Raw genomic sequence first — 15,766 nt, forward strand, 5'->3', positions numbered from 1 at the left:
CAGCAGCCCGGTTCCGCGCGCGATCACCCCATCGTGCGGGCAAGCCGGAATCAGGACAGGAAGCCCCGCAGCAGGGCCGCCGTGCCCTCCAGGTGTTCCGCCATCGCCCGTCTCGCCTCCTCCGGGTCGCCGCCGAGCACCGCGTCGACCACGCGCGCGTGCTGGTCGTTCGAGTGCGACAGGTTGGGCGGCAGCAGGGGGATTCGGTCCAGCAGGGTGTTCACCCGCATCCGGACGTCCGCGATCGCCGCCGTCAGGGACGGGGAGCCCGCCGCCTCCGCGATCGCCAGGTGCAGCCTGGAGTCCTTGCGGCGGTAGTCCTGGAGGCCCGCCTCGGCGCAGTCCGACCGGCGGGCGCGCAAATCGCGCCTGCGCTCGGGGGACAGGTCCGCGCCCGCCGCCAGCTCCGCCGCGCCCGCCTCCAGCGCCGCGCGCAGCAGCAGCGCGTCGGACACCTCGCCGGGGACGCCGGACGCTGCGGCGGGCACGGCGCCGGGGAGGTCCTCGGTCACGAAGGTCCCGCCGTAGCGGCCCCTGCGGGATTCGACGTAGCCGTTGTCCTGCAACGACTTCAGCGCCTCCCGCAGGGTCGCCCGGCTCACCCCGAGCCGGGCCGCCAGGTCGCGCTCGGCGGGCAGGCGCTCGCCCGGCGGCACGACGCCGAGGCGCACCGCCTGCACCAGGCGCTCCACGGTCTCCTCGAACGCGTTGCCCGCCCGCACGGGGCGGAACAGCGCGTCGGTCAGCTCGATCACGTCGCCGACCCGCTCACAGCGGGGTCACGTAGGCGCCGGAGATCCCGCCGTCCACCAGGAAGTTCGACGCCGTCATGAACGACGAGTCGTCGCTCGCCAGGAACGCCACCGCCGCCGCGATCTCCTCCGGCTCGGCGAACCTGCCCAGCGGCACGTGGACCAGCCTCCGCGCCGCGCGCTCCGGGTCCTTCGCGAACAGCTCCCTCAGCAGCGGGGTGTTGACCGGTCCGGGGGACAACGCGTTCACCCGCACGCCCTGCCGCGCGAACTGCACGCCCAGCTCCCGAGTCATCGCCAGCACGCCGCCCTTCGAGGCGGTGTACGAGATCTGCGAGGTGGCCGCGCCCATGGTCGCCACGAACGACGCCGTGTTGATCACCGACCCCCGGCCGCGCTCGACCATGTGCCCGATGGCGTGCTTGCTGCACAGGTACACCGACGTCAGGTTGACCTCCTGCACCCGCCGCCACGCCTCGATCCCGGTGGTCAGGATCGAGTCGTCGTCGGGCGGGGAGATGCCCGCGTTGTTGAACGCCACGTCCACCGCGCCGTAGGTGTCCACAGTGGTCTGGAACAGCGCCCGGACCTGCTCCTCGTCGGTCACGTCCACCTGGACGAACAGCCCGCCGACGGACTCCGCCGCCGCCTTGCCCGCCTCCGCGTCCACGTCCGCCACGACGACCTTCGCGCCCTCGGCCGCCAACCGGCGCGCCGAGGCCAGCCCGATGCCGCTGCCGCCACCGGTGATCACCGCGACCCGGTCCTGGAGTCGTTCGACCATGCCCTGCTCTCCCTTTGATCCCAGCGCCGGAACCCTAGGCCAGGCCCGGCGAGCACACCGTCAGTGGGCGATGAAGACGTTCTTGACCTCGGTGAACGCGTCCAGCGCGTCCGGGCCCAGCTCGCGCCCGAGGCCGGACTGCTTGAACCCGCCGAACGGGGTCCAGTAGCGCACCGACGAGTGCGAGTTCACCGACAGGTTCCCGGCCTCGACCGCGCGCGAGACCCGCAGCGCCCGGCCGACGTCGCGGGTCCAGATCGAACCGGACAGGCCGTGCTCGCCCGCGTTCGCCAGGCGCACCGCGTCCTCCTCGTCGCGGAACGGCAGCACCACCACGACCGGGCCGAAGACCTCCTCCACGGCGACCCGGTCGGTGGGCGCGACCGGCGACAGCACCGTGGGGGGGAACCAGAAACCCGGCCCGTCGGGCGCGCTGCCCCGGAACGCCACCGGCGCGTCGTCCGGCACGTAGGAGGCGACCCGCTCGCGGTGCGCGGCCGAGATCAGCGGGCCCATCTCGGTCCTCTCGTCGAGCGGGTCGCCGACCACCACGCCGCGCACGGCCGGTTCCAGCAGCTCCATGAAGCGGTCGAACACGTTCTCCTGCACCAGGATGCGCGAGCGGGCGCAGCAGTCCTGCCCGGCGTTGTCGAACACCCCGTACGGCGCCGTCGCGGCGGCCTGCTCGATGTCGGCGTCCGCGAACACCACGTTCGCGCTCTTGCCGCCCAGCTCCAGCGTCACCCGCTTCACCTGCTCGGCGCACCCGGCCATGATCTTCCGGCCGACCGCGGGCGACCCGGTGAACACCACCTTCCGCACGTCCGGGTGCGTCACGAACCGCCACCCGGCCACGTCCCCGCGCCCCGGCACGACCTGGAGGACGTCCTCCGGGATGCCCGCCTCGCGAGCCAGCTCCGCCAGGCGCAGCGCGGTCAGCGGGGTCAGCTCGGCGGGCTTGAGCACCACGGTGTTCCCGGCGGCCAGCGCGGGCGCGAAGCCCCAGGCGGCCACCGGCATCGGGAAGTTCCACGGCACGATCACGCCGACCACGCCGAGCGGCTCCTGGAAGGTCACGTTCAACCCGCCGGGCACCGGGATCTGCCTGCCGAACAACCGCTCCGGCGCGGCGGCGTAGTAGTGCAGCACGTCGCGGACGTTGCCCGCCTCCCAGCGCGCGTTGCCGATGGTGTGCCCGGCGTTGCGCACCTCCAGCAGCGCCAGCTCCTCGCGCGCCCCGTCGACCGCGTCGGCGAAGCGGCGCAGCAGCCGGGAGCGGTCGGCGGGCGACACGGCGCGCCAGGCGGGCAGCGCGGCCGACGCGCGGGCGATCGCCGCGTCGACCAGCTCCACCGAGGCCGCCTCGACCTCGGCCACCCGCTCCCCCGTCGCCGGGTTGATCAGCTCCAACGCGGTCACGTCCCGCTCCCCTTCGCCGCCACGACAAGCGCTCCGAACAGCCGCAGGTCGTCGGACGCGACCTCCGGGTGGTACTGGACGCCGACCGCGAACGCGGCGGTCGGCAGCTCCACCGCCTCCACGACCCCGTCCGCCGCGCGCGCCACCACGACCAGCCCGGCGCCGAGCACGTCGACCGCCTGGTGGTGGTGGCACCGCACGGTCGCCGACTCGCCGAGCGCGGTGCCCAGGGCGCTGCGCGGGTCGACGGTCAGCTCGACGTCCGCGAACACGCCCGGCGCCGGGTTGTGCCCGTCCACGTGCTGCGCCAGCGCGCCGCCGAGGACGGCGTTGAGCACCTGCATCCCCCGGCACACCCCGAGCAGCGGCAGGTCGAGCTCCAGCGCGGCGCGGGCCAGCGCGAACTCGGTCGCGTCCCGGTCGGGCCGTGCCGGGCCGGTGCGCTCGTCGCGCTCGCGCCCGTAGGTCGCCGGGTCGAGGTCCGCGCCGCCCGCGAGCACCAGGCCGTCCAGGAAGCCGATCGACCCGGCGTCCCAGTCGCCGACCGGGGGCAGCAGCACGGGGTTGCCGCCCGCGCGCCAGACCTGGTCCAGGTACTCGCGGTGCAGCACGGCGGCCGGGACGTCCCAGACGCCGAACGCCGCGCGCTCCAGGTAGGTGGAGACGCCGATGAGCGGCCTAGAGCCTCTCGAAGCCACGCGCCCGCTCCCAGTCGGTGATCGTCGAGTTGTAGGCGGCCAGCTCCACGCGGGCGGCGTTGAGGTAGTGGTCGACCACCTCGTCGCCGAACGCGGCGCGGGCCGTGGCGCTGCCGTCGAGCAGCGCGGCCGACTCGTGCAGGGTGGTGGGCACGGTCGGCAGGTCGGCGGCGTAGGCGTTGCCGGTGAACTCCTCGGGCAGCTCCAGCTCGTTCTCCAGCCCGTGCAGCCCGGCGGCGATGAGCGCGGCGAGCGCCAGGTACGGGTTGACGTCGCCGCCGGGGACCCGGTTCTCGAACCGCAGGCCGCCGCCGTGGCCGACCACGCGCAGCGCGCACGTGCGGTTGTCCCGGCCCCAGGCGACCGAGGTCGGCGCGAAGCTGCCCTGCGCGTAGCGCTTGTAGGAGTTCACGTTCGGGGCGAGGAAGTAGGTGAACTCGCGCAGGCACGCGAGCTGCCCGGCGAGGAAGTGCCGCATCAGCGCGGACATGCCGTGCTCGGCGTCCTCGTCGGCGAACGCGGGTGAGCCGTCCTCGGTCTGCAGGGACAGGTGCACGTGGCAGGAGTTGCCCTCGCGCTCGTTGTACTTGGCCATGAAGGTGAGCGACTTGCCGTGCTGCGCCGCGATCTCCTTGGCGCCGGTCTTGTAGACGCTGTGGTTGTCGCAGGTCAGCAGCGCCTCGTCGTACCGGAAGGTGATCTCGTGCTGGCCGGGGTTGCACTCGCCCTTGGCGCCCTCGACGCGCAGCCCGGCGCCCGCCATGTGGTTGCGGATGTCGCGCAGCAGCGGCTCGATCCGGCCGGTGCCCAGCAGCGAGTAGTCGACGTTGTACTGGTTGGCCGGGGTGAGGTCGCGGTAGCCGCTGGACCAGGCCTGCTCGTAGGTGTCGTTGAAGACGATGAACTCCAGCTCGGTGCCCGCGAACGCGCGCAGCCCGCGCTCGGCGAGCCGGTCGAGCTGGTGGCGCAGCACCTGGCGCGGGGACACCGGGACCGGGTCGCCGCCGGTGGTCTCCACGTCGCACAGCACGAGCGCGGTGGCCGGGTGCCAGGGGACGCGGCGCAGCGTCGCGAGGTCGGGGCGCATGACCAGGTCGCCGTAGCCGCTGTCCCAGGAGGACGAGGCGTAGCCGGGCACGGTGTTCATCTCGACGTCCACCGCCAGCAGGTAGTCGCAGCCCTCGGCGGCGTGCTCCAGCACTTCGTCCACGAAGTAGCGGGCGGTGCAGCGCTTGCCCTGCAGGCGGCCCTGCATGTCCACTACCGCCACGAGGACGGTGTCGACCTCGCCGGTGGCGACCAGCTCGCGCAACTCCTCGACGGTGAGCATCCGCATCCCTCCAAAGGTATGTCAGCGAGCCATTGGCGGCCCATCTTGACACCATCGAGTGAGCCACGCCACCGTTGATCCCCCATTAAAAGGATCACTGCTAGCCCATTGGGGAGCGCAGATGGCCAAGCGTGTCGAGTACGAGGAAGTCGGCGGGGACTACCTGGAGCAGCGGCAGCTCAAGCGGGGCGCCGCAGGCTGGGTGCTGCTGGCCGGGCTGGGCGTGTCGTACGTGATCTCGGGTGACTTCGCCGGGTGGAACTTCGGCCTGGCGCAGGGCGGTTGGGGCGGGCTGGTCATCGCGACCGCGCTGATGGCCACGATGTACACCTGCATGGCGCTGGGACTGGCGGAGCTGGCGGCGGCGCTGCCGGTGGCCGGGGCGGGGTACGGGTTCGCGCGGCGCGCGCTGGGGCCGCTGGGCGGGTTCGCGACCGGGATCGCGATCCTGATCGAGTACGCGATCGCGCCCGCCGCGATCGCGGTGTTCATCGGCGGGTACGTCGAGACGCTGGGGCTGTTCGGGCTGACCAGCTCGTGGCCGGTGTACCTGGTGTGCTTCCTGGTGTTCGTCGGCGTGCACCTGTACGGGGTCGGCGAGGCGCTGCGGCTGATGCTGGTCATCACCGGGGTCGCCGTGGTCGCGCTGGTGGCGTTCGTGGCCGGGATGATCCCGAGGTTCGACTCGGCGAAGCTGTTCGACGTCGTCGAGGGCGACGGGTTCCTGCCGTTCGGGTTCGCCGGGGTGCTGGGCGCGCTGGTGTACGGGATCTGGTTCTTCCTGGCCGTGGAGGGCGTGCCGCTGGCCGCCGAGGAGGCGCGGGACCCGAAGAGGGACATGCCGCGCGGGATCATGGCCGCGATGGCGGTGCTGCTGGTGTTCGCGGCGGCGATCCTGGTGCTGGCGCCGGGCGGGGCGGGCGCGGAGGCGCTGCGCGCGTCGGACAACCCGCTGCCGGACGCGGTGCGCGCGGCGTACGGCGGCGACACCTGGCTGGCGCAGGTGGTCAACTACGTGGGGCTGGCCGGGCTGGTCGCGAGCTTCTTCTCGATCATCTTCGCCTACTCGCGGCAGCTGTTCGCGCTCTCCCGCGCCGGGTACCTGCCGCGCTGGCTCTCGCGCACCGGGCGGCGCAAGACGCCCTACCTGGCGCTGATCGTGCCCGGTGCGATCGGGTTCACGCTCGCCTCGATCACGCGGGACGGCGCGCTGCTGATCAACATCGCGGTGTTCGGGGCGGCGCTGTCGTACGTGCTGATGACCGCCTCGCACATCGTGCTGCGGGTGCGCGAGCCCGAGCTGGAGCGTCCTTACCGGACGCCGGGCGGGGCGGTCACGACCGGCGTCGCGCTCGTGCTGGCGGTCGCGGCGGTGGTCGCGACGTTCTTCGTGGACCGGTTCGCGGCGGGGATCACCGCCGGGATCGTGGTGATCGCGCTGGCCTACTTCTGGTTCTACAGCAGACATCACCTGGTAGCCGCCGCCCCCGAGGAGGAGTTCGACGCAATAGCACGTGCGGAGCAAGAACTGGACTGATCCCGCACGGAGAGTCGCGAAGAATCATCACATCGTGAGGTCGCCGTTCAACCTGCTTTCGGGAACCCCTGGGTGTCGGGAACTGCACGAGGAGGAGGCATGGCAATGACGCACAGGACGCTCGCGGCAGGGGCGGCCATCGCGGCGCTGTTCGCCGCGGCGGGGTTCGCGGTGGCCGCGCCCGCCACCACCGCCCCCAGCTACGAGGAGCAGGTGCGGCAGCTGACGAACCAGGAGCGGGTGGCGGGCGGTTGCCCGGCGCTGGCCTGGAACGACAAGCTCGCCGCCGCGGCCAAGGGCCACAACGACGAGATGGCCAAGACGGACACCCTCAGCCACACCGGCAAGGACGGGAGCAACCCCTCCCAGCGCATCGACCGCGCCGGGTACGACTGGCAGACCATCGGGGAGAACGTCGCGTTCGGGCAGAAGACGCCCGCCGAGGTGGTGAGGGCCTGGATGAACAGCCCGGTCCACAAGGCGAACATCATGAACTGCGCCTACCTGGACCTCGGCGTCGCCTACGCGCCGGACAAGAAGAACCGGCCGTACTGGACGCAGAACTTCGGGACGCTCCACGGCGTGCAGGCCGGGACGGCGAAGCCGACCACCACGACGGCGAAGCCGACCACGACCACGGCGAAGCCGGCCACCACGACCAAACCCGCCACCGCCACGGCCACGAAACCGGCCACGGCGACCAAACCGGCGACGGGGGCCTCGGTGAAACCCACCAGGCCCCGCGACGACCTGGGAGCGGACGACGACCTGGGAGCGGACCCGGAACCGGAGTGAGCGGCCGGTCCGGGCCGAGCGGCTGACCGGCCGCAGGACTTGAGCACGGGAGACCCGCCCCGCCGGCGAACCGGCGGGGCGGGCCGCTGCCGGGAGCCGGTGGGCGGGCGGCGGTGCCGGCAGGATCGGTCCGTGAGCGACATTCAGCGCGTGGGTGTGGTAGGTGGCGGGTTGATGGGCGCGGGCATCGCCGAGGTGTGCGCCAGGGCCGGGGTCGACGTGGTCGTCCGGGAGGTCTCGGCGCAGGCGGCCGACGCGGCCCGCGAGCGGGTCTCCGGGTCGCTGGAGCGGGCCGTGGGGCGCGGCAAGCTGGACGCCGGGGAGCGGGACGCTGCGCTGGGCAGGCTGCGGTTCACCACCGGGGTCGGCGACCTCGCGGACCGGGACCTGGTCGTGGAGGCGGTCGCCGAGCAGGAGGCGGTCAAGGCTCGGGTGTTCGCCGAGCTGGACGAGGTGGTCGAGCGGCCCGACGCGATCCTGGCGTCCAACACCTCCTCCATCCCGATCACCCGGCTCGGGCGGGCGACGAAGCGGCCAGAGCAGGTCGTCGGCATCCACTTCTTCAACCCGGTGCCGGTGCTCAAGCTGGTGGAGCTGGTGCCGTCGATGCTGACCGGCGCGGACGTGCTGGAGCGCGCCGAGGCGTTCGCGGTGGGCGTGCTGGGCAAGCAGGTGATCCGGGCGAGCGACCGGGCCGGGTTCGTGGTGAACGCGCTGCTGGTGCCGTACCTGCTGTCCGCGATCCGGATGGTCGAGTCCGGGTTCGCCACGGCCGAGGACGTGGACAGCGGCATGGTGCTGGGCTGCGCGCATCCGATGGGCCCGCTGCGGCTGGCGGACCTGATCGGGCTGGACACGGTGAAGGCGATCGCGGACTCGCTGTACGAGGAGCACAAGGAGCCGCTGCACGCCGCTCCCCCGCTGCTGCTGCGCATGGTGGACGCCGGGCTGCTGGGCAAGAAGAGCGGGCGCGGGTTCCACGACTACCGCTGAGCGCCCGCCCTGCGGCGGCCCCCTCGGCGTCCCCACCCCACGGCGGCCGGTCAGAGCAGGCCGGCCGCCGCGAACATGCGGGCGTAGATCCCGCGCAGCACGGACTCCTTGCGCCGGTTGTAGTCCATGACCGTGCCGCCGCCGGGAACCGCCGCGCGCTTGGCCTCGGCGTAGCGGTCCCGCTCGTCCGGGTGGGCGATCAGCCAGTCCCGGAACATCCGGTGCCTGATCACCTCGGGGCAGTCCGGGCCGAAGACGTGCAGGTTCGCCCTCGGCTCGGCGAGCCGGAAGCAGCGGTGCTCGTGGAACGAGGGCTCCCGCACGGTCAGCACGTAGCCGAGGGCCTCCAGGGCGGGCACGTAGGCGGCCTCGTCGGTCGGGTCGGCCACCGTGACGTCGACGTCGACGACGTCCTTGGCGGCCAGCCCCGGCACCGAGGTGGAGCCGACGTGCTCGACGTCCAGGGCGACCCCGCCGAGCGCGGCGCGGACGTCCCGCTCCAGCTCGGCGTACCGGGCGGGCCACGCCGGGTCGTACGGGGCGATGACGACCGCCTCCGGCTGCGGCGCGCCCTGGACCCAGGGGTTCTCCTCGGCGGGCTCGTGGTGGCGGGTGATCTCCTCGGCGCTGGGCATCCGGGAACCGTAGCGCGCCCCGGACCGGCGCGGTGCGCACGACGGCGGGTCCCGGCCCCGGCGGGAGCTGCGGGATCACGAAGCGCCGGGCGCGGTCCCGCCGGGCCTGCCGGGGTCAGGCGTGGGTGCCGTCCACGGACGAGTCGTAGACGCCGAACCGGAAGTACACGCCCAGGTCCGGGGCCGCGCCCGCCGAGGTGCGGAAGCTGAGCAGCTCGTGCAGCCCGACCACCGAGTCCAGCGGCAGCGGGGCGAGCGCCGCCGCGACCTCGCGGTGCGGCCTGGGGTCGAGCCCGCACAGGCGCATCGCGGTGGCGACCCGGTCGGCGGCCTCCGCGTCCGAGGCGACCACGCTGGGCAGGCGCAGGTACAGGTTGGCCTCGTCCGGGGTGTCCAGGCCCTCGCGGAACGCCAGGCAGGTCATCGGCTCGTTGACCGGGACCTCGTCGCCGTACGCGGCCCGGTAGACGGGGGCGGCGCGCACGGGGTCGTGCCTGCGGGCGAGGGAGGCGACGCGGTCCAGGTCGACCTCGCCGAGGTGGCGGTAGTAGACCTTGACCCTGGCCTCGGCCCGGTGGTCCAGGTCGAGCGCGACGAACTCCAGCACGTCCCGCTCCGGGTCCAGGTCCGCGCGCTCGACGTGGTCCCAGGCCCGCTCCATGCCGAGCCTGCGCATGGTCTCGCGCATCACCTCGTGCGCCCGGTCGACGCCCCCGGTCTGCGGGTTCAGGTAGACCTTGTAGCGGCTCGCCTCGCCCCTGCGGTGCGCCAGGGAGTGCCAGACGGCGGGCCGGTACGGGGCCGGGTCGTCGGTGACGTAGAGGTCCTCCAGCAGGAGGTAGCGGTCCAGGGACACGCCGGGCAGCGCGCCCAGGGCCCTGGTCAGCGCGCGCCCGGCCTCCTGGGCGCCCCTGGCGGTGGGCTCGGCCCCGAGGGACTCGAAGAGGACCCTGGCCTCGCCGACTCCGCCGCGCCAGCTCACCGAGAACTCCAGGGGAAAACCGTCGCGGGAAACGAACGACGGATATCTGGGTGCTTCCCCGATGGGCTCGTCGGCCCAGTTCCCGAGCACCGAATCGAGCTCGTGGAGGGTCCCGTACAACTCGCTGAACGGAAAATCCAGCGCAGCGCAAGCGGCCACCCACTGCTGGGCCGCGAAGTCACGATATGCGGTTCCCGCCACCTCGTACAAGGCCGTACGGCGTGAGGCGTGAACCACAGCAGGGCAACTGGACACTAGGCACCTCCGGGCGCAAGGTTTACCGTGTGATCAACTGGTGCGCAATGGAGGATCGCGGAGCGGTCGACCGCGCAGATCGCGCACGGGCGCACCGTGCGTAACCGAATTAGGCCGAAAGAGTGGCAGCACTTGTGACCGGAAATTCAGCAAGTCAATACCCCGACCGGCCCATCGGAGATCACGTGTGCGTGATCGGCGCGGGAATCTCGGGGTTGGCCGTCGCCGGAACGCTGTGCGCGCGGGGAATCCCGACGACGGTCCTGGAGCGGTCCGACGACGTCGGCGGGTTGTGGCGCTACTCGGGGCCTGGCGATCGCGGCCCGTCGTACGACTCGTTGCACCTGAACACCTCGAAAGCGCTCACCGGGTACTCCGACTTCCCCGTCCCCGACGCGTACCCGCGTTATCCGAGTCACCGGCAGATGGCCTCCTACCTGCGTGGTTACGCCGAGCACAAGGGCGTCGTCGAGCACGTGGAGTTCGGCGCGGACGTCCGGGAGGTCACCCGCTCGACGGATGGTACCTGGGCGGTTGCAACTTGCAACAGCACTGGCGGGAGCGAGGTCCGCCACTTCCGCCACGTCGTCGTCGCGTCCGGGCACCACTGGAGCCCGCGCACCCCGCGAATTCCGGGAGCGGACACCTTCACCGGGCGCGCCATCCACTCCGCCGACTACTCGGCGCCCGACGGGTACGCGGGCAAGCGGGTCGCGGTCATCGGTTTCGGCAACACCGCGGCGGACCTGGCGGTGGAATTGTCAAGGGTTTCCGCGAAAACCCTCGTCGTGCAGCGCCGGGGCGTTCACGTGGTGCCCAAGACCATGTTCGGCACCGCCATCGACGAAATCGCGTCGTCCCCCTGGTGGGCGCGCATGTCGCTGGAGGAGCAGCGCCAGCTCATCGAACTCTCGCTGCGCGTCATCCGGGGCGACCTGACCGATTACGGCCTCCTCGAACCGGACCACCGCGTTTTCGGCGGCCCGCTCACCATCTCCGACGAGCTGCTCTCCCGGATCAATCACGGGGCGGTCTTCCCGAAAAACGGGATCGAGCGGATCGAAGGACCGGTGCTGCACTTCGCCGACGGCAGCTCGGAGGAGGTCGACGAGATCGTCCACTGCACCGGTTTCCACATCGAGTTCCCGTTCCTGCCGGAGGGGACCGGGTTCGAGCCGGGCGGGCAGCTCGCGCTGTACCAGCGCGTCGTGCCGCCGAGGGAGGCCGGGCTGTACTTCGCCGGGCTGATCCGCCCGTTCGGGGCGATCACGCGCCTGGTCGAGGAGCAGGGCGAGTGGATCGCCGACCTGGTGCAGGGCCGCGCGGCCCTGCCGCCGGTGGCGGAGATGGAGGCCGAGGTGCGGGCCCACCTGGTCGCGGCCAGGGCGCGCTACGGGCGCTCGGCGGGCGACTCGGTGCAGGTGGACTTCGCGCGCTACCTGGCGGCGCTGCGGGAGCGTCGTGGCGCCCCCGCAGCCCAACCCGCCTGAGCGGACCGGCCCCCCGGAGAGGTCCGGGGGGCTCAGGCCATCGCGTCGAGCCGGTCCATGGTGTGCTGGATCAAGCTCACCAGGACCGACTTGCTCGACTCCCGGTCCCGCGCGTCGCACAGCACGATCGGGACGCCGGGGCCGAGGTCCAGCGCGCTGCGGACCTCCTCGGCCGCGTAGCCGTGGGCGTCGTCGAAGCAGTTGACCCCCACGATGAACGGGATGCCCCGCCGCTCGAAGAAGTCGATCGACGGGAAGCTGCTGTCGAGCCTGCGGGTGTCCACCAGCACCACCGCGCCGATGGCGCCGTGGGCCAGCTCGTCCCACATGAACCAGAACCGGTTCTGGCCGGGCGTGCCGAAGAGGTAGAGCACCACCTCGGTGTTGATGGTGATGCGGCCGAAGTCCAGGGCGACCGTGGTGGTCTCCTTGTTCTCCAGCCCGACCACGTCGTCCACGCCGACGCTGGCCTCGGTCAGCAGCTCCTCGGTGTGCAGCGCGGGGATCTCGCTGACCGAGTTGACCAGGGTCGTCTTGCCGGTGCCGAAACCACCGGCGATGACGATCTTGACTGGGGTGGGGACGTGCAGCTCCCCGCCCGACCGATCAGATTCCACGAACACCATCCAGCACAGCCTGCAACAGGTTCCGGTCGGGGATCTCGGCGGCCCGCGACGGGTCGCGCACGACGACGTCACCGCGCTGGATCAGGTCGCTGAGCAGCACCTTCACCACCATCAGCGGCACGTCCAGGTAAGCGGCGACCTCCGCGACGGACAGCGGTCGCCTGCACAGCTCCATGATCTCCAGGTGCTCCACCGAGAGCGCGTCGGGGTCCGAGGGCGACGGCATCGCGCGCACCTGGGTGACCAGGTGCAGCTCGGGGCGCAGGGGACGGGTCCGCCCGCGCACCATCGCGTAGGGGCGGACCAGGGGGCCCGCCGCCTCGTCGTACCACGAGTCCTCTCGGCTCATGACGACCTGCGCGCGCCGGGGAGCACGGACCCGCCCCTGGGGGCGGAGGACAGGTAGCTGCCCACCCGCTTCACCAGCATGTTCATCTCGTAGGCGATCATGCCCATGTCCGAGTCCTCCTCGCCGAGCACCGCGAGGCACGCGCCGTGCCCGGCCGCGGTGACGAAGAGGTAGGCGTGCTCCATCTCCACGATGGTCTGGCGCACCTTGCCGCCGCCGAAGTGGCGGCCGGTGCCCCTGGCCAGTGACTGGAAGGCCGAGGCCATCGCGGAGAGGTGGTCGGAGTCGTCCTTGGACAGCCCTGCGGAGCGTCCGAGCAGGAGGCCGTCCGCGGACAGCACGACCGCGTGTCGGGCGCCGACCACGCGGGAGACCAGGTCTTCCAACAACCAGTTGAGTTCGTTGTGCTGGCCCATGTCGCTCATCAGGGAATTGCCTTTCCGGGTTCCGGTCGTCCGTCCACTGCGGATCAGGATTCGGGTGCCTCGTCGCGGCGGGCGTCGCGCGTGCCGCGCTGGAACGCCGAGAAGTCCTTGCGGACCTGGTCGGCGGACTGCTGGTCGGCGGGGCCCTCGGACAGCGGCTCGGACGTCGGGGTCAAGTCGTTGCGCAGCAGCTGGGGCGCGATGTGCTGCTGCCTGCGCCTGCGGGGCAGTTCGGGCCTGCCACCGGCCTCGGCGCGGCGGCGGCCGGTGTCGGCGGGTCGTTCGCGCTCGCGCTCGGGTTCGGGTCGGGTGCGCCGGGGCGGCTCCAGCGAGCCGCTGTGCGAGGACAGGTCGAGCCCTCCGCTCAGTCGCCCTTCCGCTGCTCGGGAATCCTCGTTCGCAGCGGCTTCGGCCTGCGCCCAGAAACCCTCCAGCTCCCGCGAGCTGTCGGGAAACGTCGTGGTCTCCTCCTCCTCGTCCGGCTCGGCCACCAGGTCCGGGTGCTGCCTGGGGATCACGTGCTCGTGCAGGCTGCGCCTGGACAGCAGCATGGTCGTGTCGGACTCGGTGGGCGTGTTCGGCGCGGCCACGCTCGACGATGGCACGAGGACCATCGCCAGGGTGCCGCCGTACGGCGACTCGCGCAGCTCCACGTGGACGCCCCGGCGCGCGGCCAGCCGGGCGACCACGAACAGGCCCAGCCGCGACTCGCCGCGCAGGCGCATCGCGTCGAACTCGGGCGGGTCGGCCAGCATGGCGTTGTGCGCGTCGCGGTCCTCGGGGCTGATGCCGAGGCCGTGGTCCTCGATCTCGACCACGACGCCCTGCGGGACCTCGCTCGCGTGGATCTGCACCTGCGAGCGCGGCGAGGAGAACGCGGTGGCGTTGTCGACCAGCTCGGCGATCAGGTGGATGGTGTCCGCGACCGAGGCGCCGACCAGCGCGACCTCGGGCACCGGGTTGACCTTGACCCGCACGTACTGCTCGGTCTCGGCCACCGCCGCGCGCAGCACGTCCAGCAGCCGCACGGGCTTGCGCCACTGGCGGCCGGGGTTCTCGCCCGCGAGGATGATCAGGTTCTCGGCGTTGCGGCGGGCGCGGGTGGCCAGGTGGTCGAGCTGGAACAGCGCGTCGAGCTGCTCGGGGTTCTCCTCCTCGCGCTCCAGCTTGTCCAGGATCTTCAGCTGGCGGTGCACCAGGCCCTGGTTGCGGTGGGCGATGTCGAGGAAGACCCGGTTGACGCCCTCGCGGGCCTGGCTCTCCTTGACCGCGGCGGCCACGGCGGTGAACTGGGCGGCGTTGAACGCGTCGGCCACCTGGCCGATCTCGTCGCTGCCGTAGTCCAGCGGCGGGACCTCCGCCTCCACGTCGACGTTCTTGCCCTCGCGGAGCCGGTCGACGATGTCGGGCAGCCGCTCGTGCGCCAGGGTCAGCGAGTCGTTCTTCAGCGACACCAGGCGGGTGATCAGCGCGCGGTTGACCAGCCGGTTCGAGGTGCGCACGGCGGTGAGGATGCCGCCGAGCACGACGATGAGGGCGACCAGGCTGGAGACCAGCACGGTGATGAACTGGCTGTTGCTGCGGGCGAGGCCCGCGTCGGAGGCGACGGTGGCCTGCTGGACCGCGAGCTCGATCAGCCGCTCGCCGACCGGTCCGGCCGCGCTCTCCCAGTCGGCCAGCCTGATCCTGGCGTCCGGGTCGGTGGTGAAGTCGTTCTCCAGCTTGGAGAGCGTGGCCCACTCGGGCGAGCCGGTGAGGGCCGCGTAGTGCTCCTTGAGCTGGTACTCGACGACCGGGCCGGTGGTGGCCAGGAGGGAGTGGTAGGAGGCGATCAGGTTGACCAGCTCCAGCCGGTCCTCCGGGCTGGGGTCCTGCGCGCCGACCACGACCGGGGCCAGCGAGGTGGAGCGCGACATCCAGTCCGCGGCGCGGAACAGGTTGGTCGCGGTCAGGCCGCCGTGCGCCGCCGTGGTGTCGGGGACGACGCGGGCCTGGGTGTCGAACAGGGTGGTGCCCGCGTCGAGGACGCGGTTGTAGTAGTTGTAGACCTCGGCCCGCTGGACCTTGCCCGTCTCGACCTGAGCCCGCCGCTGCGGCAGTTCGCCGAGCAGGGTGTTCAGCTCGTTGATGCGGGCCTTGACCTGGTCGGGCGCGCTGTCGTAGACGGAGTCGAAGGCGGCTCTCATGCCTGCGCTCGCCTCGTCCACGACGCGCTGCCGCTCGTGCAGCTCGGTCAGGTCCTCGGTGCCCTTGGCGAGCACCGACATCGCGGTCTTGCGCTCCTCCTGGAGCGCGGTGAACGCCTTCACCGCGGGGATCGACGCGTCCTTGACGCTGACCGCGACCGCGCGGGTGTAGAAGCCGTCGAAGACCGTATAGGAGGTGAAGGCCAGCCACATCACCAGGAGCACCACGCTGGGCACGACCACCACGCCGGTGAGCCGCGAGCGGATGGTCTTCTGGTTGGTGCCCGTCTCCACCTTGTCCTTCTGCTTCACAGCGCTCCGCAGCCTCGTGAACTTCCTGCTTGCCGGTAAACGCGGGCGTGACCGCAACCCGCCTCTTCGTTCACCCGATCGGCGAACAGAACGTTAACACCCAAGATCAAAGTAACGAAGAGACCGCGATCACGCACAGCGCGTAGGCAGAGGCTACCCAGTCGGGCGATCCCCCGAACAGGGGGCCGTTCGGAACTA

Annotated in this window: 15 protein-coding genes; 4 read left to right on the top strand and 11 right to left on the bottom strand. The window is 72.0% G+C overall.

Translation table 11 applies throughout. From position 1 onward, the window contains the following. Positions 1-50: 50 nt before the first annotated feature. The 5 genes from LV78_RS26230 to LV78_RS26250 are packed head-to-tail and all read right to left on the bottom strand — an operon-like array spanning position 51 to position 4,983. Complete coding sequence (locus tag LV78_RS26230; RefSeq protein ID WP_253848290.1) at positions 51-755, bottom strand: FadR/GntR family transcriptional regulator; 705 nt, start codon at positions 753-755, stop codon at positions 51-53. A gap of 13 nt (positions 756-768) precedes the next feature. Beyond that, positions 769-1,536, bottom strand: coding sequence for a 3-oxoacyl-ACP reductase (locus LV78_RS26235; RefSeq protein WP_253848291.1), 768 nt, complete (start codon positions 1,534-1,536; stop codon positions 769-771). Between the two features lie 60 nt (positions 1,537-1,596). Then, entirely contained in the window at positions 1,597-2,955 is a 1,359-nt protein-coding gene (locus LV78_RS26240) for an aldehyde dehydrogenase family protein (protein ID WP_253848292.1), read from the bottom strand. After that, complete coding sequence (locus LV78_RS26245) at positions 2,952-3,653, bottom strand: gamma-glutamyl-gamma-aminobutyrate hydrolase family protein (protein WP_253848293.1); 702 nt, start codon at positions 3,651-3,653, stop codon at positions 2,952-2,954. Before LV78_RS26245 ends, LV78_RS26240 begins: the two co-directional genes overlap by 4 nt. Beyond that, positions 3,634-4,983, bottom strand: coding sequence for a glutamine synthetase family protein (locus LV78_RS26250; RefSeq protein ID WP_253848354.1), 1,350 nt, complete (start codon positions 4,981-4,983; stop codon positions 3,634-3,636). Before LV78_RS26250 ends, LV78_RS26245 begins: the two co-directional genes overlap by 20 nt. Positions 4,984-5,104: 121 nt before the next feature. Between LV78_RS26250 and eat the strand changes: the two genes are divergently transcribed. From eat to LV78_RS26265, 3 genes are all read left to right on the top strand, one after another. Then, positions 5,105-6,520 (top strand): ethanolamine permease, encoded by a 1,416-nt coding sequence (eat, locus tag LV78_RS26255; protein WP_253848294.1) that lies wholly within the window; start codon positions 5,105-5,107, stop codon positions 6,518-6,520. Between the two features lie 105 nt (positions 6,521-6,625). Next, the gene (locus tag LV78_RS26260) at positions 6,626-7,315 is read left to right on the top strand and encodes a CAP domain-containing protein (RefSeq protein ID WP_253848295.1); all 690 of its coding nucleotides are present in this window, start codon (positions 6,626-6,628) and stop codon (positions 7,313-7,315) included. A gap of 132 nt (positions 7,316-7,447) precedes the next feature. Next, on the top strand, positions 7,448-8,308 hold the full coding sequence (locus LV78_RS26265) for a 3-hydroxybutyryl-CoA dehydrogenase (RefSeq protein ID WP_253848296.1): 861 nt from the start codon (positions 7,448-7,450) through the stop codon (positions 8,306-8,308). 50 nt (positions 8,309-8,358) lie between these two features. Here the strand turns inward: LV78_RS26265 and LV78_RS26270 are convergent, their stop codons facing one another. Then, a complete protein-coding gene (locus LV78_RS26270; RefSeq protein WP_253848297.1) occupies positions 8,359-8,943 on the bottom strand; it encodes a GrpB family protein in 585 nt (194 codons plus the stop codon). 115 nt (positions 8,944-9,058) lie between these two features. After that, on the bottom strand, positions 9,059-10,180 hold the full coding sequence (locus LV78_RS26275; protein WP_308208758.1) for a tryptophan dimethylallyltransferase family protein: 1,122 nt from the start codon (positions 10,178-10,180) through the stop codon (positions 9,059-9,061). 191 nt (positions 10,181-10,371) lie between these two features. On the opposite strand from LV78_RS26275, the gene LV78_RS26280 reads away from it, so the two are divergent. Then, positions 10,372-11,670 carry a flavin-containing monooxygenase gene (locus LV78_RS26280; RefSeq protein WP_253848298.1) on the top strand — a complete coding sequence of 433 codons (1,299 nt, stop codon included), beginning with the start codon at positions 10,372-10,374 and terminating at the stop codon, positions 11,668-11,670. 32 nt (positions 11,671-11,702) lie between these two features. On the opposite strand, the gene LV78_RS26285 is transcribed toward LV78_RS26280, so the two are convergent. From LV78_RS26285 to LV78_RS26300, 4 genes are read right to left on the bottom strand one after another with little or no spacing between them, the layout of a single operon-like run. Beyond that, positions 11,703-12,296: a GTP-binding protein gene (locus tag LV78_RS26285; RefSeq protein ID WP_253848299.1), complete on the bottom strand. Its 594-nt coding sequence runs from the start codon at positions 12,294-12,296 to the stop codon at positions 11,703-11,705. Continuing rightward, positions 12,277-12,645 (bottom strand): DUF742 domain-containing protein, encoded by a 369-nt coding sequence (locus LV78_RS26290; protein ID WP_253848300.1) that lies wholly within the window; start codon positions 12,643-12,645, stop codon positions 12,277-12,279. The genes LV78_RS26285 and LV78_RS26290 overlap by 20 nt, the downstream gene beginning before the upstream one ends. Then, positions 12,642-13,070 carry a roadblock/LC7 domain-containing protein gene (locus tag LV78_RS26295; RefSeq protein WP_253848301.1) on the bottom strand — a complete coding sequence of 143 codons (429 nt, stop codon included), beginning with the start codon at positions 13,068-13,070 and terminating at the stop codon, positions 12,642-12,644. The genes LV78_RS26290 and LV78_RS26295 overlap by 4 nt, the downstream gene beginning before the upstream one ends. A gap of 44 nt (positions 13,071-13,114) precedes the next feature. After that, a complete protein-coding gene (locus LV78_RS26300; protein ID WP_253848302.1) occupies positions 13,115-15,568 on the bottom strand; it encodes a sensor histidine kinase in 2,454 nt (817 codons plus the stop codon). Positions 15,569-15,766: the final 198 nt, after the last annotated feature.

Origin of the sequence: Actinosynnema pretiosum (assembly GCF_024171695.1) — a bacterium.
In the GTDB taxonomy this organism is placed as follows: domain Bacteria; phylum Actinomycetota; class Actinomycetes; order Mycobacteriales; family Pseudonocardiaceae; genus Actinosynnema; species Actinosynnema pretiosum.

Bases quoted from the DNA above. Each gene is read 5' to 3' on its own strand.
- LV78_RS26250 (WP_253848354.1), bottom strand. From the start codon at position 4,983: ATGCTCACCGTCGAGGAGTTGCGCGAGCTGGTCGCCACCGGCGAGGTC.
- LV78_RS26290 (WP_253848300.1), bottom strand. From the start codon at position 12,645: ATGAGCCGAGAGGACTCGTGGTACGACGAGGCGGCGGGCCCCCTGGTC.
- LV78_RS26295 (WP_253848301.1), bottom strand. From the start codon at position 13,070: ATGAGCGACATGGGCCAGCACAACGAACTCAACTGGTTGTTGGAAGAC.
- LV78_RS26235 (WP_253848291.1), bottom strand. From the start codon at position 1,536: ATGGTCGAACGACTCCAGGACCGGGTCGCGGTGATCACCGGTGGCGGC.
- LV78_RS26270 (WP_253848297.1), bottom strand. From the start codon at position 8,943: ATGCCCAGCGCCGAGGAGATCACCCGCCACCACGAGCCCGCCGAGGAG.
- LV78_RS26285 (WP_253848299.1), bottom strand. From the start codon at position 12,296: ATGGTGTTCGTGGAATCTGATCGGTCGGGCGGGGAGCTGCACGTCCCC.
- eat (WP_253848294.1), top strand. From the start codon at position 5,105: ATGGCCAAGCGTGTCGAGTACGAGGAAGTCGGCGGGGACTACCTGGAG.
- LV78_RS26260 (WP_253848295.1), top strand. From the start codon at position 6,626: ATGACGCACAGGACGCTCGCGGCAGGGGCGGCCATCGCGGCGCTGTTC.